The organism is Helicobacter anatolicus, assembly GCF_021300615.1.
Lineage (GTDB): Bacteria > Campylobacterota > Campylobacteria > Campylobacterales > Helicobacteraceae > Helicobacter_H > Helicobacter_H anatolicus.
This window is the reverse complement of sequence record NZ_JAJTMY010000001.1, coordinates 161,315-184,153: the sequence shown is the minus strand read 5'-3', so window position 1 is coordinate 184,153 and position 22,839 is coordinate 161,315. Positions and strand designations below refer to the sequence as shown.

The following is a 22,839-nucleotide window of genomic DNA, read 5'->3' as shown; positions in this document are numbered from 1 at the left end:
ACATATAAAGTATCAAGCAAAATTAAGAACGCTTCTTCATTGTGCGCAATGTAGAAGCCGCAACCCTAATACGCATGGAAGTACCATCTTCAAGCTTAATGCGCACTTTTCTTAAATTTGGTAATGAGCGTTTTTTGTTTTTATTATTTGCATGACTTACATGATTTCCTACCATTGGCCCCTTACCAGTTAAAAAACATTTCTTTGACATATTTTTCCTTTATTTGAAATAATTTTTTGGTATTATAGTGAAAAAAATAAAATTCCCGCTTAAATTACGATTTTTTCTTGCCCAATTCTATAAAGTGCGAAATCATATTTTACAGGATCAGTAGAATCAAAATATCTCAATGCTTTTGTAATTAATTCTGCAGACTTAAAATCACAAGTTTTTCGTTCCAAAAGCCCCAAACTAGTTGCAATTTTAAAAATATGCGTATCTAACGGAATAATCAAATCTTTTGAATCAATTTCCTTCCAATATCCAAAATCAATATTATCCCTTCGAACAAGCCAGCGTAAAAAAAGATTATAGCGCTTCATGGCGGAAGGATTTTTTTCTTGCAAAGGATTAATTTTTCCAAACAAATGCTTGATTCCTTTTGTTATATTGCCTTCAAAGTTTTCATACAAACTCCCAATTATTCCATCAATTACACCCAAAATTCCCTGTTTTTTATACGCCTGCAATGCAATATTTTTAAGCCCAGCCCCTATTTTTATTTTTTGCAAAGTGTGTAAAAATCCTCTCACGTCACTAGAAGTTTGAAAACGATAATAAGGTAAATGAGATTGTAAAATTACCTCTTCCTTTTCTCTTAATAATGAAAAGTTAATCTTCTTTAAAAAACGTACAATCTGTTCTGCATTGCCATAAGAAAATAGTGCACAAAATAATGCAATATATTCAAAATCCTCATCTTTTTCATATTCCCTCAAAACAACCAATGGATCTGGGGTGCTAAAATCTTCTGTAGTATTACGCTTATGATAATGCAATTCTAAGATTTCTCTAAGATTTTCCACAAAAAACCTATTGTTTAATACTCAAAAGTGTATCAATCATTCTATCAATTGCAGTAATCACCTTAGCATTTGCGGCATATCCACCTTGAAATTTAATAAGATTTACCATTTCTTCATCAATGCTTACTTGCGATATAGCCAAATGTTCTTTTTTTGCGGTTTCTAAAACTGCTTTTTTTGTATCCAATGTTACTTGAGCACCTTGCGTATCTGTCGCCACCCTTCCTGCTGCAAACTGATAAAACTCACTAAGCTTCATTTTATTAACATTAGATTTATTTTTATAGAACTCAATCTCATCATATTGCATCTGTTGCATCATATTAGCTATTTCAAAATTCCCTGAAACAGGAGCCAGCCAACTCCTAATTGCTGTCGCATCTTTCTGATACAAATAATTTAGTGAAATATTTTCCGCACTATCACCCTCAAGAAACTTGTTAATTCCCGTAGCACCAGGAAAATTTGTACCATTATCCTTAATAGAAATAAAAAACCCTTCTGCTTCCCTTAGCGGCTGTATAAGTAATTTTTTAGTTTCATTATCATAATACGCCTTAAAAAAATTATTCACATCATTTTTTGCATTATTATCTTTATTATCATCTGTATTTGCGTTGATTTGCTTAACAATACTCCCCATTGTGGTAATCTCATTTACCTCAATAGTTTTTTTCGCAACTATATCTCCATTAGTACTATACACAATAACATCAAAATTTCCATTTTTTATATTATATTCACTATCCCTAAAGGCAACATTATCTTCAATTTGCAAAGGTGAACTCTCAATTCTCTGCGTTGCACTTTGGGCATAAATTGCATTACTTGCCTCAATAAATCCTTTTGCAAAACTATCAAGCAAATCAATATAATGTTGAAATTTTCCAACCTTTGTACCATTGTGCCCATCATTATACAAATCAATTAAAGCACCAATTTTTCCCTGTGTAATCTTATCTGTAATTTCAACTTGCTTAAAATCATATCCTTGTAAATATAAGCGGTTTAAATAATTAGAATTTTTTTCCTTATCCAACACGATAGGATGAAAACTTGTCCCATCTATTATATTTAACCCATTTCCAATATTTAACACATATTCTTCTTCAAAATCCACAGAATCATGATCTACCCCTCCTTGGGATTGTAGTTTTGATTTATACACATTTGCACCTATTAATTCTCTTAGATTAAATTCTAATTGATCTCTTCTATCTCGCAGTGTATTTGCACGCTTATAGGCTTGATTATCTTCTAGTTTTTTAATCTCTTTATTAAGATTAACAATCTGTGCTCCTATATCATTTACTTCTTTAATACGCACTTCAAGATCCTCTGATGCCTTGCTCTGCAATGTACTTAATTTTTTTCGCACATCTTGCAAGTGCCTTGTAAAAATTCTTGTTTTTTCTGCTAAAACTTGTTTTTGTGCAGAATCATTAGAACTTTTTGAAAGATCTTTCCATGCATTAAAATATTCTTTTAGATCATTATAAAGCCCAACTCCATCTACATCAGGAAAAAGACTTGACGCTTCCCGAAGATGATTAAATTCTGTATCAGCAAAGTTAAAATCTTGTGCCGCTTTGGCATAGCGATCAAATACAAATTCATTATGAATTCTTTGGATAGATTGCACATCCACCCCTCTACCTACAACATTATTTCCTAGAACCAAAGGCTTTTCTGGATAAGCTATTACTCTCTGTCGGCTATAAAATTCATCACTTGCATTAGAAATATTATTACCCGTGACATCCACCATCAATTGATGGGCTTGCAAACCTGTATATGAGGTATTTAATGAAGTTAGTATGCCACCCATTTTTATGCCTCAATTTTCAAAAATGTACTTTGTGCAGTTTTAGGACTACCATAACCTGTAATTTCATGAGGGACAATCCTACTCATTAAAGAAGTATAAAATTCTGATACTGCAAACACCATACGCGCATAATTTGTATTCACTTCTTTAAGAACCTGTAATTTCTCTCGCATTAGCCCCAAAAGAGTGCTAGTTTCTTCATCAAGGAGTTCAGATAAGGGTTTGTGAGGAGCTTGATTTTTTAAATTAATAATTTCTTGTTGCGCCATATTTTTTTTATTTTCAAAAGATACCATCAAAGGTTGTTTTTTTAAATTACGATCAAAAACAGATTCATGTTTGGCTTGCTTAATCTCTTCAATATCAACCCGCGTTAATTCTATAAGAGCATCAAGATCACCAATTGCACCCTTTAAATACTTCTGCAACATTTTTATTCCTAACTTATAAATTGCCTTTATTAAAAAGGTTTTTATAAGCCAAGCAAATTTAGTGCCATTTTTTCAGAAGTTGCTTGTAAATCAACTTTGTATTCACCTTTTTTGATTGCTTTACGCATCTCTTGTACTTTATTTTGCTCTACGTCTTGTAATTTTGCTTGAATCTCGTTTTGTTTTTTTATTTGATTTGTATCAACACCGCTAGCTATTATAGGTTTGTAACCTACAGAATTTATCATCTAAACTCCTTTTAAATAATTCTTCAATGCAAATATCGGATAAAAAAATAGTTTTTTTATTACTTTGCTATCTTTTTTAATTCATTTTTTATCACTTCACCGTCAATTTTGCTATTTACTTTCTTTTCTTCAAACAACTCCCTCCCAAAATTATCACTATAAGTATAGATAAATAAAAATGTCATACCATATAAAAATAACAAAAAACACATACTAGGAAAAAACCAAATTTTTAAGTCTTTCATGTATCACCTTTGATTTTTCTTGCTGGATTACCTGCATAAGTTCCACTTTCTGTAATATCTTTTGTAACCACACTCCCTGCTCCGATTACCACATCATCACAAATTCTAACGGGCAAAATTGTAGCATTACTCCCAATCAAAACTCGATCTCCAATTTTAGTTTTTTTCCACTCTAACTCACTTACTGCTAATTGACCATTTGCAAAAACATCATTGACAAACATTACACCATGGCCAATAAAACAATCCTTACCAATACTTACTAAAGAACAAATAAAACTATGGCTTTGTACACGTGTACGCTCTCCAATTACAACATCTTTTTGTACTTCTACAAATGGTCCAATAAAAACCCCTTTTTGCAATGTACATCCATAAAGATTTGATGGTGATATAATAACAACATCTTCCTCTACTCTAACATCCCGCACACCAGATTCTATAATTTTCATATGCCTTGCTTTAACGCTAAAATTTCTTGCTCAATTTTATCCATCTCTTTGGAAAGTTTCAAGATATTTTGCATTTTTTTATAATAAAGTATTTCATAATCCTTAGGCAATGCTAAATCCAAAAGATAATTAATATTTAAAACCCCATCACTACTTTCTTGATAAATCTTTTTTAATCTTTGTTCACCCTTTAGACTAAATAAAAAACAATATAGTGCAATATTTTTTTGGACATCCTTATGTCGTAAAACAACAACCCCTGCATTTGCAACACAAACTTCCCTAATTTCCCCCAAAATTGCAACCTTTGGAACCGTTCCCCTTAATGAAAGCAAGAGATCATAAGAATGCAATCGATATTTTTCTATCTTATTTTTATCTCCCATTTTTTTAAGATTCTCAAATTTTTCAGAAAATCCCAAGGATTTAAAATCCGCTATACCCACATCAAAAAAAGTTACTTCTTCATCATTTTTGCTACCATAAACCCTCTGTCCCCTCATCGCCACAAACCCTAATTGCCTAAGGGTATTTTTTTTAGGTTTCTCTTCCTTGGATACAAAATGGCTAGCACGCAAATCGCCACTGTATTTTTTCTCCAAACAGGTAATTTTAGAAAACCTACCTTCTTTATACTCTCTAAAGATTCTCAAAATTTCTTCAAGATGAATGAGATGATTGTATTTTCCTTCTTTTTTATAAAAAAATTGATGTGCTGCATTAATATGCAAAACTTCCTTACTATTTGGCTCTATTACTAAAATAGAAAAATCATTATTTTGATGTGGAAAAATATTTTTAGGCAACTCAATAATTGCCTTAATCATTTTTTCACTACACAACTTTTCTCGCAACTTAGCCTCTAAAGAATTTTTTTGTAACACTTGATTTCGCACAATAAAAACACCTCTTTTTTTAAGATGCGAAAGAGAATGAATTAAAAACGCCAATTCCGGATAATGTTTTGCGATAGCACCGATATGCGTAAAACGCTGATCATTTTTCAAAAATTCTATCCCTACATGAGCGTATAATGGAGGATTACACAATACTTTATCAAAAAGTCTCCCACCATCTTTTTTAATAAACTTTGGTGATTTTAATAAATCATTTACATAAAGCGTGGCAGTGTTAATATCACAAATTTTTAAAATCAAAAATGCAATACTAGATAATCGATAATCTAGTTCTTCACCATAAAGTTTAATGTTTTTTTGCACTTGCACGAGACTAAAAAAAATACTTCCCATCCCATAACAAGGATTATAGATTGTCTCGTTTTCTTGCACATCAAGCAAGCCACTCAAAAGATGATTAATTTGTAAAGGAGTAGAATAACCATAAAGTTTGTTAGAGGTTTTTTGTTGTGTAATAATATAAAAAAATTCTTCGATAAGATATAAGTCTAGATTAATTTGATTAAAAAATTTTTCAAGTTTAGAAAGTTTAAAATTTGCCTGCAAAACCAAAGATTTTTCAATTCCCAACTTCTCTATAAAGTACTGCAAGTTTTCTCGAGATACTTCTTTTTTGTTCTCCATATAAAATATTTTATATGTTTTTTGCAATAAAATTAACTCTAAAATTGCTCGCAACACATCTAGAATATCTGTATAATAACGCTTTAAATATTCAAAACAATCGATTAATTTTTTTAAACTATCTATCTGCACCACTAAAATCTTCTAAGTTTCTTTTAGTTATTTTATCAAAAATTCATATTTTTTTAATTATAATCAAGCATCGAAAAAACCAAAAAAGGAGCTATTTTGCTTGAAATTTTTCCCGCTATTGATCTTAATAATGGAAATGCAGTAAGACTACACAAAGGAAAAATACAAAGCGCCATCACCTATGGCAATCCTTATGAGTTTGCAAAATATTTTGAAAAAATTGGTGCAAAATGGTTACATATTGTTGATCTCAATGGAGCCTTTCAAGGAAGTCCACAAAATTTTGAAGTTATCAAAAAAATTACTACACATACAAATATTCGTGTTCAAATTGGTGGGGGCGTCCGCACAGAAGAACATATCCAGGCTTACTTAAAACTTGGCGTCTCGCGTATTATTCTTGGCTCTATTGCACTACAAGATCAAAATTTTGCTATCAAAATGTCACAAAAATACCCCATTGCTATAGGCATAGATGCTAAAAATGGTAAAGTTGCTATCCATGGTTGGCAAAAAACAGAAAATATTCTTGCTAAAGATTTTGCGGCTTCCTTTAAAAATACAGCAGTAGAAGCAATCATTTGCACAGATATTTCACGAGATGGAACACTTAATGGAATTAACATCCCCTTTAGCATAGAAATTGCCAAACAAAGCAATAAATACTGCATTGCTAGTGGTGGATTTAATAATATTGAAAATCTTAAATTACTACAACAAGAATTTGCTCAACACAAAATTAATGGAGGAGTAATCATAGGAAAAGCATTTTATGAAAAACAAATTGATCTGGAGAGAGTGCTTCAAACAATTTAACAAAAAAAACCAATAGGCAATCAAAATATAAAATTAATATTTTAATTCTTTTACCAAGGAATTATCTAAGATTCTATAAGCAGAATCTTAGTTCTCATTTCCTATATCTAAAAACCCTATTTGACTTTAATGGCAACCACAGCCCCCACCACAACATCCACCACCTTCACCATGATGATCATCACCATGATCATGGCAACCGCAACCTCCTGACATACCAACACCACCATTTAAAATCTCTTGTTCTGTTGCATCACGAACATCTAAAATTGTTACATCAAAAATAAGAGTTTTTCCAGCTAATGGGTGATTGTAATCAATCATTACAACTTTTTCATTAAAATCTCGCACAATCACCTGAACAGTCTCTCCATGTTCTCCTTGACCAAAAAGTGTCATACCATTTTTTAATTCAATTCCCTCAAATTGTTCACGTGGAACTTCTTGTAAAAAATCTACCCTATGTACACCATAAGCATCTTCTGGTTGGACTTCAACTTGCATTTTATCTCCAACATTTTTACCCAATAATGCTTTTTCAAGCCCAATAATTACTTGGCTTGCACCCATAAGAAAATCAAGCGGCTTTCCATCAACATTACTATCTATCAAATCCAACGTTTCTTTATCTTTTACACTATACTCTATAGAAACAACTTTATTATTTTCTATCATGCTCATCGTACTTCCTTTTCTCTTTATGTTTTAATTCTAATATTTTTTGAGCTTGCTCACTTTTAGGATACAGCCTTACCAAAATATCTGTAAATCTTTCATAATTTTTCATATCTTTCAAATACTTAAAAGACCAAGCTGTTCTCCATAACAACACTGGCATATACACTGCATCTTCATCCAATGCAAAGCTTTGCTTATACAAACCAACAGCTACTTGGTATTCTTTTTTTGAATAAGCAATATCACCAAGCATAAAATAAGATTCAGCAATTCTAAATTTTTTATCTATCAAAAAAAATAAAATCTTTTCAGCTTTGTCATAATCTTTTTTATTTATAGCATTTTTTGCATCTATGAAGAGAGTTTGATGATCTTTTTGCAAATCCTCATCTTCATCCTGCTCTATTATTTTAGCACCTTCAATTGAATTTTTATTATTATTTTCTAGGGTTTGTTTTTTTTCCATCAAAAATTTAGTAAACAATTCTAATTGTTGCAACACTTCATCATTATTTTTTACAACGACCTCATTGAGTTCCTTAAGAGCCTCTTGCAACCTCTTAATTTCATCTTGTTGTGACAAAATCTGCACTTTTAACAAATCTATAATTTCTGATTGCTCCCTGCTTTGTTCCTGATTCACTTCAATTTGCGCTTGCAACGAGCTAACATGATTTTTTAATACATTGTTTTCATCAACAAGTTGCTTTATTCTCAAATTTTGTCCTTCAATTAGACTTTTTAATCCATCTTGTGTCTGTTCAACAATCTCCAGTCTTGCTTGCACATCTGTTGCAATATGTTGTAAATTCTTATTATTAGATTGCAGGGTACTTAAATCTTTTTTTGTTGCACCACTTTGCAATTCAAACGCAGATGGTTCCGCGCCTAAAAATGAAATAGCCATACTCAATAGTATAATTTCTTTTTTCATCTAGAAAACCCTAAGGCTATTTGATCAGCCTAATATCCCCCCGTCTATTTTTCTGATAACACTCTTCTGATTTATCCATACAAACGGGCTTTGTTTTCCCAAACGATACAATAGAAATCTTATCTTTAGCCACCCCTCTTGTGTTCAAAGCCTTCTGAACTGCCAAAGCCCTTCTATTGCTCAAAGCAAAATTATACTCATCACTACCAAATTCATCTGTATTACCTTCAATTACTATACTCATCTCTGGATTATCGTTAATTTTTTCAACACTATCATCAAGTGTTTCAACCATATCTTGACGAATATCAAATTTGTCATAATCAAAATAAATACTACCAATAATACTCCCATCCTCAACAACGTCTTTTTTTTCTACTTCCTGCACTTCTGCAATATTTGTTTCGATAGGCTCTTCTTCTACCATAGCAGATTCTTCATTAATAGCAATCTCTTTCTTAGCACATCCAACTATAAATAACACAACAAAAAGAGAAAAAATAATCTTCTTCATTAGAATCCTTATTCTATCTTTTTTTTTTAAATCATAATTATACTATAAAAATTACTTCAAAATAATATTAATTTTACCAATCAAAAGATTGAATTTGTATCTTATCTAAAGGAAAAAGATAAGTCTTGTTATAATTTAATCGTATGACGCCTAAAGCACTCTGATTCCAAGAATTTTTAATAAACATAACACTATCACCATCATCAGAAAATTTAGGTAGTTGATTGATACCATTAGTGGTCAATCTTCTAATAAAATCATTTTGTGTAGAAATTAGATAAAGATTAAAAACATTGGGGCCAAATTCATTGTTTGTTTCACGGCTAGTATAGACCACGTAATTATTGTGCGATGTAACAGAACTGTTATTTTTTCCATGAAAAACCACTTGCTCAATCGGAGCATTTTCTTCAAGTTTTTTTGTAAACACATTTGGATATCCAAGACGATCAGAAATAAAAATCATAGCAGTATCATTATCAATAAAATTTCCCGAAACATCAATACCACGATATTTTGTCATCTGTGTTTTCTCACCACTTTCTGTATCATAAAGATAAACATCCGGATCCCCATTTGGAGATAAAGTCATTAACAGCTTTTTTCCATCCTTGCTAACACTAGAAACAATAGCCATCCCCTTACTCTTAAGAATCTCTGTACTCACACCTGTATAAACATTATACTTAATAATTGCGGGATAATTTTTAATAATTTTCGTATAATAGATTTCTGTTTGTTCTGCATTGGCCCATTTGGGAAAAATATTTACTCCATCATTGATAATTGTCTTACGATAAGTTAAGGTATAATCGCTAATCAAAATATCATTTTTTCCAGAATCTACACTTGCCGACAACACAACATAACGCTTCATCCAATCAATAGAGGGAGCTTTAATATATTCATTAACATCAATTGCAATTTTATGTGCAACAAAAGGATAAAGTTTTTCATCATCTAAAGTATATGCTTTATTTAAAACAAGATTTTGCATATTAATGTCATACAACCTCGCAATTACCTTAATTCCATTTTCTTCCCTAAGCACTTCTACATTCACAAAGAGATCTGTCTTATTTTGTACAAATTCTGTATAATCTGGATTAATCTTAGATTTTTCTCCCTCACGTACCAAAAAATGCCCACTAACTTTCAAATCTCCAAGCAACACCTTATAAACATTCTTCGCATAGTTTGCATTTTTATTATCTAAATATGTGACCTGTATACCAGGAGTCTTTTGTATAGTTTTAATCAAATCAATCGTCGCATCTACAGACCATAAAAGATTTAATACACACAAAAAGGAAAACAATATTTTATTCATCTTTTGCCTTTGCTTTAAAATTTACCTCTATACTAATGGATTTTCCTACAGGATATGGAGGCAATTGCTCTTCTTTAAGCTGATCCAAAATTTCAATAACTCCATTATTATAATCGCTATATGGAGAATATTTTAATACTTTATAAGCAAAAGCTCCTGTATTTGTAATATTGATCAAAACACTCATTGTAGCATCTTGATAAAATGTTGCTGTCCAATTTTTATATAAAATTTTATAAATTTCTGCGATCCATTCATCATAAAGCCCATTATCTTGATTTGGCAAAACTTCTGCTTTTATATCAATTCCCATATTCATTACACCTAGTGTTTTATTGAATGAAGTAAGATTTTTCTGGATACTCTGAAGCATCTCTCTTTGTTTTTCTAATCTTTGTTGTTCTTTCAAGAATTTTTGTCTTTCTAATTCTTTTTTTTGTCGCTCTCTATTTTTATTAACCTCGCCTTCATAATCAGGAATTTCAGAAAATAAATCTTTTAGGACTGGGGAATTTACATTCTCCTGCTGTATATTTTTTTCCTCATCTTCTTTAATAACATTCTCCACTTTTTCCTGGATTTTTGGTATAGGTTTTTCAATCACTGTGTCTATAGAAATTGCCTGATCATATTGCGTATCATTTTTCATAACATAATGATCAATATTTTTTTTATTCACAAAACCTGCTATAAAGAAAAAAATTAATCCCACATAGATACATAGGGAAATAATCCCAGAAGTATAAAAATGTCTAATATTTTGTGTCATTAATTTGTAGTCACCAAAGATACTTTGCTAAAACCAGCTTCTTTTATACTTTTTAACAAAAAAATTACATCTTGATATTGCAAATTCTTATCAGCTCGTATATATACATTCGAACTTTTATCATAACGATTGGCCAATAAGTTAAGATTGTCTGGAAAATTACTAAGAGTATATACATCTTTGTCAACATAAATATTTCTATCAATATCCATACGAACTTCAATTTTTTTATCATTACCAACTTTAGTTTTTTTTGTTCCCTGTGGCAATAAAATCTGTTCTTTATAAACAACAGTCGGAGTGGTTACCATTAGTATTGCTAATAAAACCAGCATAATATCCACTAATGGTGTGATATTCAATTCTGGTTTTTCATCCCAATCCATCAAATCACGATTCACAACTCTATCTCCAAAAACTTATTTCTTTTCTTGCATAACATCAAGTTGCATTTGCACAGCAATATTAATCTCGAAAGCTTTTCGTTTTAATACCAAAAAGAAAGAATAGGCAGGTATAGCAACCAATATACCCGCGGCCGTCGCCACTAATGCTTGCGAAATAATTGGAGCAATTACGTCAAAAGAAATTTGACCACTACCCCCTAGTTTTCCAAAAGCATCTAAAATTTCCACTACTGTTCCAAACAATCCAATAAAAGGAGCTGTCGAAGCAATAATACTAAGAAAAATCAATCCGCTTGTAGTTTGTTTTAAAAGATTGTTTTTCCAAATTAACACAAAATCTTTAGAAGCCTCCACTTTATCCTTAAAAAAAGAATCAAGAGGTAGTCTAGTTTTATTATTCAACATAGAATTTAAGGAAGTATTTTGATTTATTAAAATACTTCTTAATATTTTAAATCTATAAATAAAAATCCATACTGTAGCAATAAAATAAATAGAAAGCCAAAACAATACAAGAATTGTAATCACTCCACTATCATGAATAAAACCCTGCAAACTAAACATTATTTTCCTTTCACTGCACTATCAAGCTTAGATACAACGCTAGAGAAGATAAGTCTATCATTTGATGCTCCTTCTAATAATTTATGTGCCTTTGTTATTGCTTCTGCAATATCTCCTGTTGTATCACCCACCAATACTGCACTATCAACCAAAACATCAACTTGATGGGCTTGAATTTTTGCATATCCCCAATTAATCGCAATAAGAGACCTTTGAGATTTTCTATTAATCTCAATCACTCCTACTTTCAAACATGATAACAAGTCACTATGACCATCTAAAACACCAAATTCACCTTCACTGCCAGGGAGTGTAATACTTTCAACAGTATCACTAAAAATTTTACCATAGGGCGCAATAACATTAACCATTAAAGCCATTTTTTTTCCTTAAGCATTTTTCATCTTTTCTGCTTTTTCAATTGCTTCTTGAATATTTCCTACCATATAAAATGCATTTTCAGGTATATGATCATACTGGCCTTCTAAAATTCCTTTGAAGCCCTCCAGAGTCTCTTCTAAGGTTACATATTTACCAGGACTTCCTGTAAATACTTCTGCAACAAAGAATGGTTGAGATAAAAATTTTTCAATTTTTCTTGCTCTTTCGACAACTTTTTTATCTTCTTCTGAAAGTTCATCCATACCCAAAATAGCAATAATATCTTGAAGATCTTTATATTTTTGCAAAATTTGTTGAATACCTGTAGCAATTCTATAATGCTCTTCACCTACCACTTGTGGGTCCAATATTCTTGAACTAGAATCTAATGGATCAACTGCTGGATAAATTCCTTTTTCTGCTATTTTTCTATTTAAAACTGTCTTTGCATCAAGATGAGAAAAGACAGAAGCTGGGGCTGGGTCTGTAAGGTCATCTGCTGGTACATAAACAGCTTGAACAGAAGTAATAGAACCTTTTTTAGTAGATGTAATCCTTTCTTGTAATTTCCCCATTTCACTTGCTAATGTTGGTTGATAACCCACTGCAGATGGTATACGTCCAAGAAGCGCTGACATTTCAGCTCCAGATTGCGCGTATCTAAAGATATTATCAATAAACATCAAAACATCAAGACCTTTTTCATCTCTAAAATACTCCGCCATCGTCAAACCAGTAAATGCAATTCTATTTCTTGCCCCTGGTGGTTCATTCATTTGACCATAACAAAGAGCAACTTTATCCAAAACACCACCCTCTTTCATTTCATGATACAGGTCATTCCCTTCTCTAGTTCTCTCACCAACACCAGCAAAAACAGAATATCCACTATGCTTATATGCCACATTATGAATAAGTTCCATAATTACAACTGTTTTACCTACACCAGCACCGCCAAATAAACCAACTTTACCGCCTTTTGAATATGGTGCTAAAAGATCAACTACCTTAATTCCTGTTTCAAACATTTCTGTTTTTGTAGATTGATTTTCAAAATTTGGTGCTTCTCTATGAATAGGCCAAGTTTGCACATTCTTTAACTCTTCACCACCATCAATAACTTCTCCAACAACATTAAAAATTCTTCCCAATACTTGTTCACCGACAGGAACCTCAATCATTTTACCACGCGCAATAACCTCCTGTCCTCTTGTAAGTCCTTCGGTCATATCCATCGCAATAGTTCTAACACGACCATCACCCAAATGTGCGGCTACCTCTAAAACCAAATTCTTCTTCTCACCATCCACATCATAATTTATATCTAAAGCTTCGTTAATAGCTGGTAAATATGTATCAAAATCTACATCAACTACTGGACCAATAACTTGTGTAATTTTTCCTTTCATTCTAACTCCTTATTTTTTTATTTCATCGCCTCAACACCGGCATTAATCTCTACAAGCTCCGTAGTAATTGCCTCTTGCCTTGCTTTATTATAAGAAACTGTCAAACTCTTTACAAGCTCACCTGCATTATTAGTAGCCGCATCCATTGCTTGCATTCTTGCACTATGCTCTGCAGCCAAAGAATCGATTAAGGCATAATACATATTATATTCAAAATATTTTTCTGCAAGCTCTTCTAATACTTTATCCTCCTCATCATCTGGTTCAATTAAAATAAAGTCATCTTTTTTTACTTCTTCACAATCATTCAAATCAAAAGGGATAATTTTTCGAGATTTTAATTCCTGAGTAAGCATATTTTTAAAACCATTATGCAAAACAATAATCTCATCAGTCTTTCCACTTAAAAAATCTTCAAGCACATTGCGAATAAATTGAGTAGATTTGTTATAATCTGGCATAGAAGATAAACCAATTGCCTTATCTAATACTTCAATATTATTAAAAGTAAAATACGCTATCCCCTTTCTTCCTATGCCACGAATTCTAACTTTAATCCCCTTATCTTGATAATACCTTCTTAAACGCATAGCCTCTTTAATTGTAGCGGCATTAAACCCACCACAAAGGCCCTTGTCAGAAGTAACAACAATAATATCAATCACACCAACATTATGCTCATTTGATTTTAAAAAATATTTTGAGTTAATGCTGTTTAGTCCTCTAGCCTTCAGTTTTGCAATCAAGTCATCAAAAACTTCATTTAACTTCTCAGCATAAAGTCTAGATTGTCGTGCCATTTCTTCTGCTTTTTTAAGCTTAGAGGTTGAAACCAACTTCATTGCTCTTGTAGTCTTTTGTGTATTTTGAACGCTAACAATCTTTTTACGAATTTCTTTCAGATTATTTCCCATTTCTATTCCTAGTTACTAAATCCATTTTTATATTCTTCAAGAATAACTTTTAACATAGTTTCTATTTCCGAATCTAATGCTTTTTTACTTCTAATATTTTCAAAAATTTCTGGCTTTTTCTCTTCAATAAAACCATATAAACCTTTTTCAAATTCTACAATATTATCTACAGCAATATCATCTAAATACCCTTTAGCTCCTGCATAAATAATCACTACTTGCTTTTCAATTGGCAACGGAGAATAAGGTCCTTGCTTTAAAACTTCAACCATTCTTTGACCACGATCAAGTTGTTTTCTACTTACCTCATCAAGATCAGAAGCAAATTGTGCAAAAGCCTGCAATTCACGATATTGGGCCAAGTCAAGTCTTAATGTTCCTGCCACTTGTTTTGTAGCCTTGATTTGAGCAGCACCACCAACACGAGAAACTGACAAGCCCACATTAATCGCTGGACGAATACCAGAAAAAAACAAATCTGTTTCTAAGAAAATTTGTCCATCTGTAATCGAAATAACATTTGTTGGAATATATGCAGAAACATCTCCAGCTTGTGTTTCAATAATTGGCAATGCTGTTAAAGATCCTGCGCCTCTCTCATCACTCACCTTTGCGGCACGCTCCAACAATCTTGAATGAATATAAAAAACATCTCCTGGGAATGCTTCACGACCTGGAGGACGTCTCAAAATCAAAGACATTTCTCTATATGCAACAGCATGTTTTGTTAAATCATCATACACAATTAGAGCATGTTGCGCATTATCTCTAAAATACTCTCCGATAGTAACACCTGTATAGGGTGCGAGGAATTGCATTGCTGCAGAATCTGAAGCAGAAGCATTTACAACAACTGTATACTCCATTGCACCATGCTCTTCAAGCTTCCTCACCACTTGAGCAACTGTAGATTCTTTCTGACCGATTGCCACATAAATACAAGTAACACCTTGTCCTTTTTGATTAATGATCGTGTCAATAGCCACAGTTGTTTTTCCTGTTTGTCTATCTCCAATAATCAGTTCTCTCTGACCACGACCCACTGGCACAAGTGCATCAATTGCCTTAATACCAGTTTGCAATGGCTCATGCACTGATTTTCTATCCATAATTCCTGGGGCTTTTTGTTCTACAAAACGATATTCTTTTGCCTCAATATGCCCCTTTCCATCAAGAGGTTCCCCTAAAACATTAATAACGCGCCCCACTACGGCCTCGCCAACAGGAACTTTCATAAGTCTACCAAGTCTTTTGACAGATACACCTTCTTTAATATTCTTACCAGCACCCAAAACAATAACACCCACACTTCCTTCTTCAAGGTTTGATGCCAATCCTTTATCACCAGTTTCAAATTCTACCATCTCATAAGACATTACATCTTTAATTCCATAAACCTTTGCAACACCATCGGCATAGGAAATAACTTTACCTGTCTGAGCAATATCTACTTCTACATCAAAATTTTTAATTCTCTCTTTAATAATATTACTAATTTCTTCTGGTTTTAATTTTGTCACTTTCACTCCTCATTAAATTAAATTGCTTTTAATATATAAGATTTTAAATCATCAAAAAATCTCTCTTTTGAAAAAGAAATTTCCACACCTAAACCTTCAATTTTTAAACTTATTCCATCTTTTTCATATCTATGCTGCACAAGATTTAAACTTACTTCAAAATGTCTTGCAAGTTTATCTTGGATACTTGCAACAATTTTTTCATCAAGTTCTTCTTTTGAATAAATATCGCCATGATAAACTTTCTTTTCAAAAGCTATATGCTGCTGTATTAAATCATAAATATAAGGAAGTATTTCAATACGATTATTTTGTAGTAAAATAGACAAGAGATTGTGTATCTGCTTATCCTGAGAATCCACCAATTCAAAAATCATTTTTTGCTTCTGCATAAAATTTAAATAAGGAGAATGCATTGCATCCTGAAAATCCTTTGTTTTACAAGCTATCTGCAATAAATTTAAATCCTTTAGCAATTTTTCCAACTGTTCAAAATTCCAACTTTGCAAAATTGCTTTCACATATCGTTTTGCAATTGAATCTAACATTTAAACCACCTTTTTCTCAAGTATTTTTACATACTCTGCAGCATTTATTTTACTTTCCTTGAATACTTCCTCTAAAATCTCAGAAACCACCTCTTTTTCCATCTTTTTTCGTTCAATTTCCATAAGATTTTCTGTATTTTTTATCATATTTTCAATATCGACACTTGACTGCTCTTCCATTTTTTGTGCAATCATATAAGCTTCTCTTTTTGCATTAGCAATGATTTCTGCAGCTACTTCTTTTGCTTCTTCAAGCTTTCTTAATGCTTGTTCCTTATTCTTTTTTGCCTGCTTAAGCTTTTCCTGAACCTCCAACAATCTCTCTGCAATTTTATTTCTTCTTGCAGCAAAAAAAGCCTTTGCTTTTTTTGCTACCAAAAACCATAATATTGCAACAAAAATTATAAAATTAATAGCTCTTTCTAAAAAGTCAGTATCCGCTAACTGCACATCCATTGATGCAAAAACACTAGAAAAAGCTCCAAAAATTAATAAAAATAATCGCATTGCCCTTTCCTTATTATATATTTTTTATCTTAGTATATATAACTTCTTGAAGAGCAATTTTATCACTAACAAGCTGTGTTTTAAGCATTTTTTTCTCCTCTTCTAACTTCTGCATAAAACCATCAATTTTTGCCTGATTTTCCGCCTTATATCGCGCGATTTTAGAATCATAAACATTTTTTGCTTCACTCAATGCCTCTTCTGTCATTTGTTTTGCATCAAGCTTAGCTTGTTTTATAATCTGCTCAATTTCTTCTTGAATATATATAATTTCTTTTTCACTATCTGTAATTTCTTGTGCATCTTGATTAATAACTCCATCACGCCTTTCCATAAAATGCATTAAGGGTTTAAATAACCAAATATTTAAAAGATATAAAGTCGCCATAAAAACGACAAATACCAAAAACATGAGACGAAGATTTATCTCAGTAGACATCACGACTCCTTATTCTTCAATGATCGAACGAGATTCTAACAAAAAAAGCTTAAATTAATATTTTATTTCAGCAACTTTTGCACCAAAAGTAGCACTTCTTCTTGATTTTTAAATTCGATAATAATCTTATCTTGCGAAACCTTTGTTCTTAAATCCATTTTTTCTATCTCTCTTTGCAAATCTCGCAAATCTAATAACCCATTCCTCTTAGGATTTTTAATATCCACACTCCTTTCTCTTCCTTTATTTTTGAAATTCTGCACCATTTCTTCAGTATCTCTCACACTAAGCTTTTGCCCCAAAATAGAACTAAGAAGAATTTTTTGATCACTCTCCTCTAATCCCACCAATACTTTTGCATGCCCTTGTGTCACTCTCCCATCAACCAATGCAATCTGTATCTCAGGAATTAAACTTAATAAACGCAAGGTATTTGTAATCTGTGCTCGAGATTTTTTAATTTTTTGTGCAAGTTCTTCATGTGTAATTTTATAATCTTCCAAGAGCTCTTGATAAGATTTTGCTAAATCAATAGGATTAAGGTTCTCTCTTTGTATATTTTCAATCAAAGCCAATTCTCTTAATTTAGCTAAATCGATATCTGCAATAATTGCTCTGATACTATCCTTGCCTGCAAGTTTGCTAGCACGCAATCTACGCTCACCAGCAATAAGTGCATACCCGTCATCTTCATCTTGATATACAATAATAGGTTGCAATAATCCATGTTCTTCTATAGATTCTGCAAGCTCTTTTATGCTTTCCTCTTGAAAAATTTTTCTTGGTTGATAGGGATTTGGCTTAATAAGATTAATATCAAGCTCCACCAATTTTTCTCTGTGATCACTTAAATTATTTCTATATGCCTGCTCTACATCGCCAAATATTGCGTCCAACCCCCTACCCAATGCTTGTTTTTTTGCCATGTTTATCTACTCCGCAAAATTGATTGTGCTAAATTTTGATATGCAACACTTCCGTTTGATTTAATATCATAAAGCAAAATAGGCTTACCAAAACTTGGAGACTCTGCAAGCTTTACACTTCTTGGAATGATTACATACGCCTGATTTTTATCACCATAGTTTTTAAATAATTTTGTCCCAAAATGCATAGAAAGATCTGTCAAAACTTGCTTAGAAAGATTATTTTGCGCAGAATACATTGTTGGTAAAAATCCCTTAATCTCTAAATTTGGATTAATATTTTCTCGCAATAATTTAATCGTATTTAAAAGTTGTGCCAACCCTTCCAATGCAAAAAACTCACATTGTATAGGAATAATCACAGAATGCGATGCACTTAAAACATTAATCGTCAAAGGTCCTAACGCAGGAGGAGAATCAATTATAATATAATCATAAAATTCCTCAACTTCTTGAAGACTTTTTCTAAGCAATAGTTCCCTTCCACTAGTTTTTTTATAAAACTCTTTTTCCAATCCTACTAATCCAATATTAGAAGGAGCTAAATGCATATGCGACATTTCTGTCTCTCGAATAATTTCAGAGAGCCTTTTACTTCCCATTAAAACATGATAAATATCAAAATCAATATCCTTACGACCAAAACCAAGACTAGTTGTCGCATTTGATTGAGGATCAAAATCAATAAGAAGCACATTTTTTTCTGCTAATGCTAATGAAGCAGCCAAATTAACAGCGGTAGTTGTTTTTCCCACTCCGCCTTTTTGATTAGCAATAGCAATAATCTCGCCCATTTCATTCTCCCATTTTTATCTTAAACTATAGATAATTTTGCCACATAAATCTATAGAACCATCATCAAGTAAAAAAGCTTTTTTCAAAGAAATAACTTTATCTTGATCATGAAAAGAAAAGTTCAAATTCTTATAAAATTCTATCTTATATTTGCTGAAAATTTGCTTCCATTCCTGCGTGTTTTTTAATTTTTCAAAAAAAAGTGACAAAAACTCTTTTCGCTCTAACTCCTCTCCCAAACACCCAAAACTTTGAGATAAAAAATTCAAACCAATACCACATACTACTTTATCTTGCTTTACATTCACAAGAACACCACCAATTTTTGCATCTTTTAGATAGATATCATTAGGCCATTTCAACCAAACATCAAATCCTGCTTCATACAAAACTTCTTTAAAAATAAAGCCAAAAAAAATAGATGCACTCTGTATTTTTAAATCACAAGGTAGTTGTTTTTTCTCTACACAAAAGGAAAAATATAATCCTGATTCTACTGTATCCCACTGATTTCCTCGACTTCCAATCCCCTTAGTCTGTCTTAATGCTACAACACAAAGATTATTCTTCAATACATTCAATAAAAAACTTTGTGTAGATTCTAAGCAATCATAAAAAATAATCTCCATATCACTACTACTTTTACTTTAATTGCATCCCTATTTGCAAGCGTTTTCCATTAATATATTGTGGTGCACTAACTTTTTGTTTATTAGGTGCTTGCAATCCACCAATTTTTACAGAACCTTTTTTGCATCCCACTATAATACAATCTGGCAAAATCTCCAAAATTTCCCCTTCTTGATACACTCCATCACTACTTTGCAAACTCACATCAAAAATTTTCAGCCCACTTGACAAAAAAATTGCAGGCCATCCTTGAAATGCTCTAAATTTACGACAAATCTCCCAAGCATCACTAAAATCAATACTACCTGCTTCTTTTTTAATTTTTTTGCAATAGCTTGTGTGGATTTCATCTTGCTTTAATGGCATAATTTCATCTAATCTCTCAAGCACCCCATTAATAAGTTTTGCCCCCATAGATGCAAGCTTTATACTTAAAGCTTCAATACCAACACAAAAATCATTCTTACACAAACTAAATCCCAAAACATCTCCACTATCCAAACCCTCTTCCATTAACATTGCACTCACACCAAAAAACTTATCATCATGCAAAATCATTTCTTGAATCGGACTAGCACCGCGGTATTTAGGCAATAATGAAGCATGAATATTAATACAGCGATATTTTAAAACACTAGGGGGTAGAATTTTCCCATAAGCTACAACAATAATTACATCTGGATTTAACATCTTAATATTTTGTAAAACTTCATTGTCAAATTCCACTGGTTGATACACAGGAATATCCAACCCTACTTCATAGCAAAAAGCCTTAGTTTCTGGCATTTTAAGCTCTTGTTTTCTACCAAAAGGCCTATCAGGTTGGCAAAAAAGCCCTATAATTTCATGCTGGTAATAAAGAGATTCTAAAATAATTCTTGCAAAATTAGGTGTCCCCATAAAAAGTATTCTCATTATCTTAATGCCTCAAAAATTAAATGCTTTAATGCTTTTAAGTTTAATGTTGTTGCTGATGAAATTGGAAGAATAAAATATGGATTTTTCTCATCCTTTTCCTCTTTGATATATACCCCAAAATCCTGTGATAATCCCATTTTTTGCTCTTTTTGATAACCATATCCTAACGTTTTAAAAAATTCTTTTATCACATCATCGTTTACAATACCATCTACTTTACTAAGTACAATCCCATAATTCCGATGATACAAATCACTTGAAAAACGCTCAAGTTCCGCCCTAAGATTTTGAAATTGTGTCAATGCATTACGATAAGAAGTAACATCGATCACAAATAATAAAAATTTTGTTCGCTCAATATGTCGCAAAAACTCAATTCCTAGTCCTTTCCCTTCACTAGCCCCATCAATAATACCTGGGATATCTGCAATCACAAATGAGTATATACCATCCATATCTACCACACCAAGATTAGGAATTAATGTTGTAAATTCATAGTTAGCAATTTCTGGTTTTGCATTAGAAAGTGTGGAAATTAAAGTAGATTTTCCCACATTTGGATAACCTACAAGCCCCACATCTGCAATTAATTTTAATTCCAAACGAATATGTAACTCCTGACCAGGCAAACCTTTTTGAGCATAATCAGGACGCTGATTCACAGAATTTTTAAATCTCGCATTACCAAAACCACCCTTTCCACCACTTAAAATCTTAATTTTTTGTTTTTGTGTCGTAAAATCATACAACACTTCATTGCTCAAAGCATCATATATAACCGTCCCTGCTGGCACTTTGATAACTAGATCCATTCCACGCTTTCCTGAACAATTTTTAGGTTGACCAGGCTGACCATTTTCTGCACGATAATGCTTTTTTCCTCTAAAATTTGACAAAGTGTCACAATTATTATCAATCACAAAATATACATCGCCTCCATCGCCTCCATCGCCTCCATCAGGACCACCATTAATGATAAATTTTTCACGACGAAAAGATACAGCACCTTCTCCTCCCTTTCCACTAAAAATAAAAATTTCCACGCAATCTACAAACATTTATCGGCCTTAATATTAAAATCTCCAATTCTAGTTTTATTCTTTAAAATTTTATCAAAAAAGCAATAAAAATAAAGATGCCTCAATACTAAAAGCATGGTTTTTAGTCTTTGATGACTTTCCCAAAAATCTTTTTCTCTCTTATTTTTAGTTTTTCAACCAATTGATTTATCAATATTTTCTCATAGATTTTTATTTTTTTATTTTCTTTAATGTATTTATAAGAAAAATTTAAGTTTTATTTTTTATAATTTCTCTGAAAGTTTTTGTGAAATACAAAAATTTTTAAATAAAAAATAAACAAAAATAATTTTTCTTAACGAACTAAATAAAAAGTTTTAAGAACAAACTTCTAATCTGGGACAACTCTTAAATCATTTTTTAGGGGCTCTTGCCTCTAAGACTTTTAACAACTCCACATTTTTATGCTAAAAAACTAAACTGATCAACAAAATGGGAAAAATTTTTTAAAAAATACACTGTACCAAATTTTCTAAAAAATTCTAATACTTTTTCACTTTCTCCTATCGGACTTTTACCTCCAATATAAACTTCTAGCTCCACTCCACAATCTTGCAAAATTTTTAAATCAGTCTCACGCCAATCTGGAGATTCTAGAGCTTTTTCTTGTATTAAAAACTCTGCAAACCTTATATGATTTTTATAATTTTTTTTTACTTCATGTAAGTAGATTTTAGAATCAAAAAATGGTGCTATCAAAACCAATTTTTGTACTCGATAACCATGTAAAACCCTTTGATATGCATAACAAAATGCTTCATAGGCACCATAACCAAACCCCGCAATATCATATGCTCCAAGATTTAAGAAATCAAAAACTCTCTCTTCACCCTGCAAACAAAAATCACTAAAATACAC

29 protein-coding genes are annotated in these 22,839 nt (G+C 31.8%); 1 reads left to right on the top strand and 28 read right to left on the bottom strand.

Going from position 1 to position 22,839, the window contains the following annotated elements:
* Nucleotides 1–22: 22 nt before the first annotated feature.
* From rpmB to LW133_RS01025, 8 genes are read right to left on the bottom strand one after another with little or no spacing between them, the layout of a single operon-like run.
* Complete coding sequence (rpmB, locus tag LW133_RS01060; protein WP_233036840.1) at nucleotides 23–211, bottom strand: 50S ribosomal protein L28; 189 nt, start codon at nucleotides 209–211, stop codon at nucleotides 23–25.
* A gap of 59 nt (nucleotides 212–270) precedes the next feature.
* Nucleotides 271–1,026 carry a TIGR02757 family protein gene (locus tag LW133_RS01055; protein ID WP_233075566.1) on the bottom strand — a complete coding sequence of 252 codons (756 nt, stop codon included), beginning with the start codon at nucleotides 1,024–1,026 and terminating at the stop codon, nucleotides 271–273.
* A gap of 7 nt (nucleotides 1,027–1,033) precedes the next feature.
* Nucleotides 1,034–2,854, bottom strand: coding sequence for a flagellar hook-associated protein FlgK (flgK, locus tag LW133_RS01050; protein ID WP_233075565.1), 1,821 nt, complete (start codon nucleotides 2,852–2,854; stop codon nucleotides 1,034–1,036).
* 2 nt (nucleotides 2,855–2,856) lie between these two features.
* Nucleotides 2,857–3,285 (bottom strand): hypothetical protein, encoded by a 429-nt coding sequence (locus LW133_RS01045; RefSeq protein WP_233075564.1) that lies wholly within the window; start codon nucleotides 3,283–3,285, stop codon nucleotides 2,857–2,859.
* A gap of 41 nt (nucleotides 3,286–3,326) precedes the next feature.
* Complete coding sequence (locus tag LW133_RS01040; RefSeq protein WP_233075563.1) at nucleotides 3,327–3,533, bottom strand: flagellar biosynthesis anti-sigma factor FlgM; 207 nt, start codon at nucleotides 3,531–3,533, stop codon at nucleotides 3,327–3,329.
* Nucleotides 3,534–3,592: 59 nt separating this feature from the next.
* On the bottom strand, nucleotides 3,593–3,778 hold the full coding sequence (locus LW133_RS01035; RefSeq protein WP_233075562.1) for a hypothetical protein: 186 nt from the start codon (nucleotides 3,776–3,778) through the stop codon (nucleotides 3,593–3,595).
* Nucleotides 3,775–4,230 (bottom strand): acyltransferase, encoded by a 456-nt coding sequence (locus LW133_RS01030; protein ID WP_233075561.1) that lies wholly within the window; start codon nucleotides 4,228–4,230, stop codon nucleotides 3,775–3,777. The genes LW133_RS01035 and LW133_RS01030 overlap by 4 nt, the downstream gene beginning before the upstream one ends.
* Complete coding sequence (locus LW133_RS01025) at nucleotides 4,227–5,903, bottom strand: N-6 DNA methylase (RefSeq protein WP_233075560.1); 1,677 nt, start codon at nucleotides 5,901–5,903, stop codon at nucleotides 4,227–4,229. Before LW133_RS01025 ends, LW133_RS01030 begins: the two co-directional genes overlap by 4 nt.
* A gap of 96 nt (nucleotides 5,904–5,999) precedes the next feature.
* Between LW133_RS01025 and hisA the strand changes: the two genes are divergently transcribed.
* Nucleotides 6,000–6,719: a 1-(5-phosphoribosyl)-5-[(5-phosphoribosylamino)methylideneamino]imidazole-4-carboxamide isomerase gene (hisA, locus tag LW133_RS01020; RefSeq protein WP_233075559.1), complete on the top strand. Its 720-nt coding sequence runs from the start codon at nucleotides 6,000–6,002 to the stop codon at nucleotides 6,717–6,719.
* 126 nt (nucleotides 6,720–6,845) lie between these two features.
* On the opposite strand, the gene LW133_RS01015 is transcribed toward hisA, so the two are convergent.
* From LW133_RS01015 to LW133_RS00920, 20 genes are all read right to left on the bottom strand, one after another.
* A complete protein-coding gene (locus LW133_RS01015; protein WP_233076175.1) occupies nucleotides 6,846–7,394 on the bottom strand; it encodes an FKBP-type peptidyl-prolyl cis-trans isomerase in 549 nt (182 codons plus the stop codon).
* Nucleotides 7,381–8,331, bottom strand: a complete 951-nt coding sequence (locus LW133_RS01010) for a tetratricopeptide repeat protein (RefSeq protein WP_233075558.1) — start codon at nucleotides 8,329–8,331, stop codon at nucleotides 7,381–7,383. The genes LW133_RS01015 and LW133_RS01010 overlap by 14 nt, the downstream gene beginning before the upstream one ends.
* Nucleotides 8,332–8,347: 16 nt before the next feature.
* Entirely contained in the window at nucleotides 8,348–8,845 is a 498-nt protein-coding gene (gene pal / locus LW133_RS01005; protein ID WP_233075557.1) for a peptidoglycan-associated lipoprotein Pal, read from the bottom strand.
* Nucleotides 8,846–8,918: 73 nt separating this feature from the next.
* Entirely contained in the window at nucleotides 8,919–10,175 is a 1,257-nt protein-coding gene (gene tolB, locus LW133_RS01000; RefSeq protein ID WP_233075556.1) for a Tol-Pal system protein TolB, read from the bottom strand.
* A complete protein-coding gene (locus tag LW133_RS00995; RefSeq protein WP_233075555.1) occupies nucleotides 10,168–10,944 on the bottom strand; it encodes a TonB C-terminal domain-containing protein in 777 nt (258 codons plus the stop codon). Before LW133_RS00995 ends, tolB begins: the two co-directional genes overlap by 8 nt.
* A complete protein-coding gene (locus LW133_RS00990) occupies nucleotides 10,944–11,330 on the bottom strand; it encodes a biopolymer transporter ExbD (RefSeq protein WP_233076174.1) in 387 nt (128 codons plus the stop codon). The genes LW133_RS00995 and LW133_RS00990 overlap by 1 nt, the downstream gene beginning before the upstream one ends.
* 33 nt (nucleotides 11,331–11,363) lie before the next feature.
* Nucleotides 11,364–11,915 (bottom strand): MotA/TolQ/ExbB proton channel family protein, encoded by a 552-nt coding sequence (locus tag LW133_RS00985; RefSeq protein WP_233075554.1) that lies wholly within the window; start codon nucleotides 11,913–11,915, stop codon nucleotides 11,364–11,366.
* On the bottom strand, nucleotides 11,915–12,295 hold the full coding sequence (gene atpC, locus LW133_RS00980) for an ATP synthase F1 subunit epsilon (protein WP_233075553.1): 381 nt from the start codon (nucleotides 12,293–12,295) through the stop codon (nucleotides 11,915–11,917). Before atpC ends, LW133_RS00985 begins: the two co-directional genes overlap by 1 nt.
* A gap of 9 nt (nucleotides 12,296–12,304) precedes the next feature.
* On the bottom strand, nucleotides 12,305–13,705 hold the full coding sequence (gene atpD / locus LW133_RS00975) for a F0F1 ATP synthase subunit beta (protein WP_233075552.1): 1,401 nt from the start codon (nucleotides 13,703–13,705) through the stop codon (nucleotides 12,305–12,307).
* A 17-nt stretch (nucleotides 13,706–13,722) separates the two neighbouring features.
* Nucleotides 13,723–14,619: an ATP synthase F1 subunit gamma gene (gene atpG, locus LW133_RS00970; RefSeq protein ID WP_233075551.1), complete on the bottom strand. Its 897-nt coding sequence runs from the start codon at nucleotides 14,617–14,619 to the stop codon at nucleotides 13,723–13,725.
* 8 nt (nucleotides 14,620–14,627) lie between these two features.
* On the bottom strand, nucleotides 14,628–16,139 hold the full coding sequence (gene atpA, locus LW133_RS00965; protein WP_233075550.1) for a F0F1 ATP synthase subunit alpha: 1,512 nt from the start codon (nucleotides 16,137–16,139) through the stop codon (nucleotides 14,628–14,630).
* A 17-nt stretch (nucleotides 16,140–16,156) separates the two neighbouring features.
* A complete protein-coding gene (locus LW133_RS00960; RefSeq protein ID WP_233075549.1) occupies nucleotides 16,157–16,687 on the bottom strand; it encodes a F0F1 ATP synthase subunit delta in 531 nt (176 codons plus the stop codon).
* Nucleotides 16,688–17,194, bottom strand: a complete 507-nt coding sequence (locus LW133_RS00955) for a F0F1 ATP synthase subunit B (protein WP_233075548.1) — start codon at nucleotides 17,192–17,194, stop codon at nucleotides 16,688–16,690.
* 13 nt (nucleotides 17,195–17,207) lie between these two features.
* Nucleotides 17,208–17,633 carry a F0F1 ATP synthase subunit B family protein gene (locus LW133_RS00950; RefSeq protein ID WP_233075547.1) on the bottom strand — a complete coding sequence of 142 codons (426 nt, stop codon included), beginning with the start codon at nucleotides 17,631–17,633 and terminating at the stop codon, nucleotides 17,208–17,210.
* A gap of 62 nt (nucleotides 17,634–17,695) precedes the next feature.
* Nucleotides 17,696–18,559: a ParB/RepB/Spo0J family partition protein gene (locus LW133_RS00945; protein ID WP_233075546.1), complete on the bottom strand. Its 864-nt coding sequence runs from the start codon at nucleotides 18,557–18,559 to the stop codon at nucleotides 17,696–17,698.
* Nucleotides 18,560–18,561: 2 nt separating this feature from the next.
* Nucleotides 18,562–19,353: a ParA family protein gene (locus LW133_RS00940; protein ID WP_233036873.1), complete on the bottom strand. Its 792-nt coding sequence runs from the start codon at nucleotides 19,351–19,353 to the stop codon at nucleotides 18,562–18,564.
* A gap of 15 nt (nucleotides 19,354–19,368) precedes the next feature.
* On the bottom strand, nucleotides 19,369–19,983 hold the full coding sequence (locus LW133_RS00935; RefSeq protein ID WP_233075545.1) for a biotin--[acetyl-CoA-carboxylase] ligase: 615 nt from the start codon (nucleotides 19,981–19,983) through the stop codon (nucleotides 19,369–19,371).
* A 13-nt stretch (nucleotides 19,984–19,996) separates the two neighbouring features.
* Complete coding sequence (gene fmt / locus LW133_RS00930; RefSeq protein ID WP_233075544.1) at nucleotides 19,997–20,899, bottom strand: methionyl-tRNA formyltransferase; 903 nt, start codon at nucleotides 20,897–20,899, stop codon at nucleotides 19,997–19,999.
* Nucleotides 20,899–21,960 (bottom strand): GTPase ObgE, encoded by a 1,062-nt coding sequence (obgE, locus tag LW133_RS00925; RefSeq protein ID WP_233075543.1) that lies wholly within the window; start codon nucleotides 21,958–21,960, stop codon nucleotides 20,899–20,901. Before obgE ends, fmt begins: the two co-directional genes overlap by 1 nt.
* Before the next feature lie 423 nt (nucleotides 21,961–22,383).
* Entirely contained in the window at nucleotides 22,384–22,839 is a 456-nt protein-coding gene (locus LW133_RS00920; RefSeq protein WP_233075542.1) for a hypothetical protein, read from the bottom strand.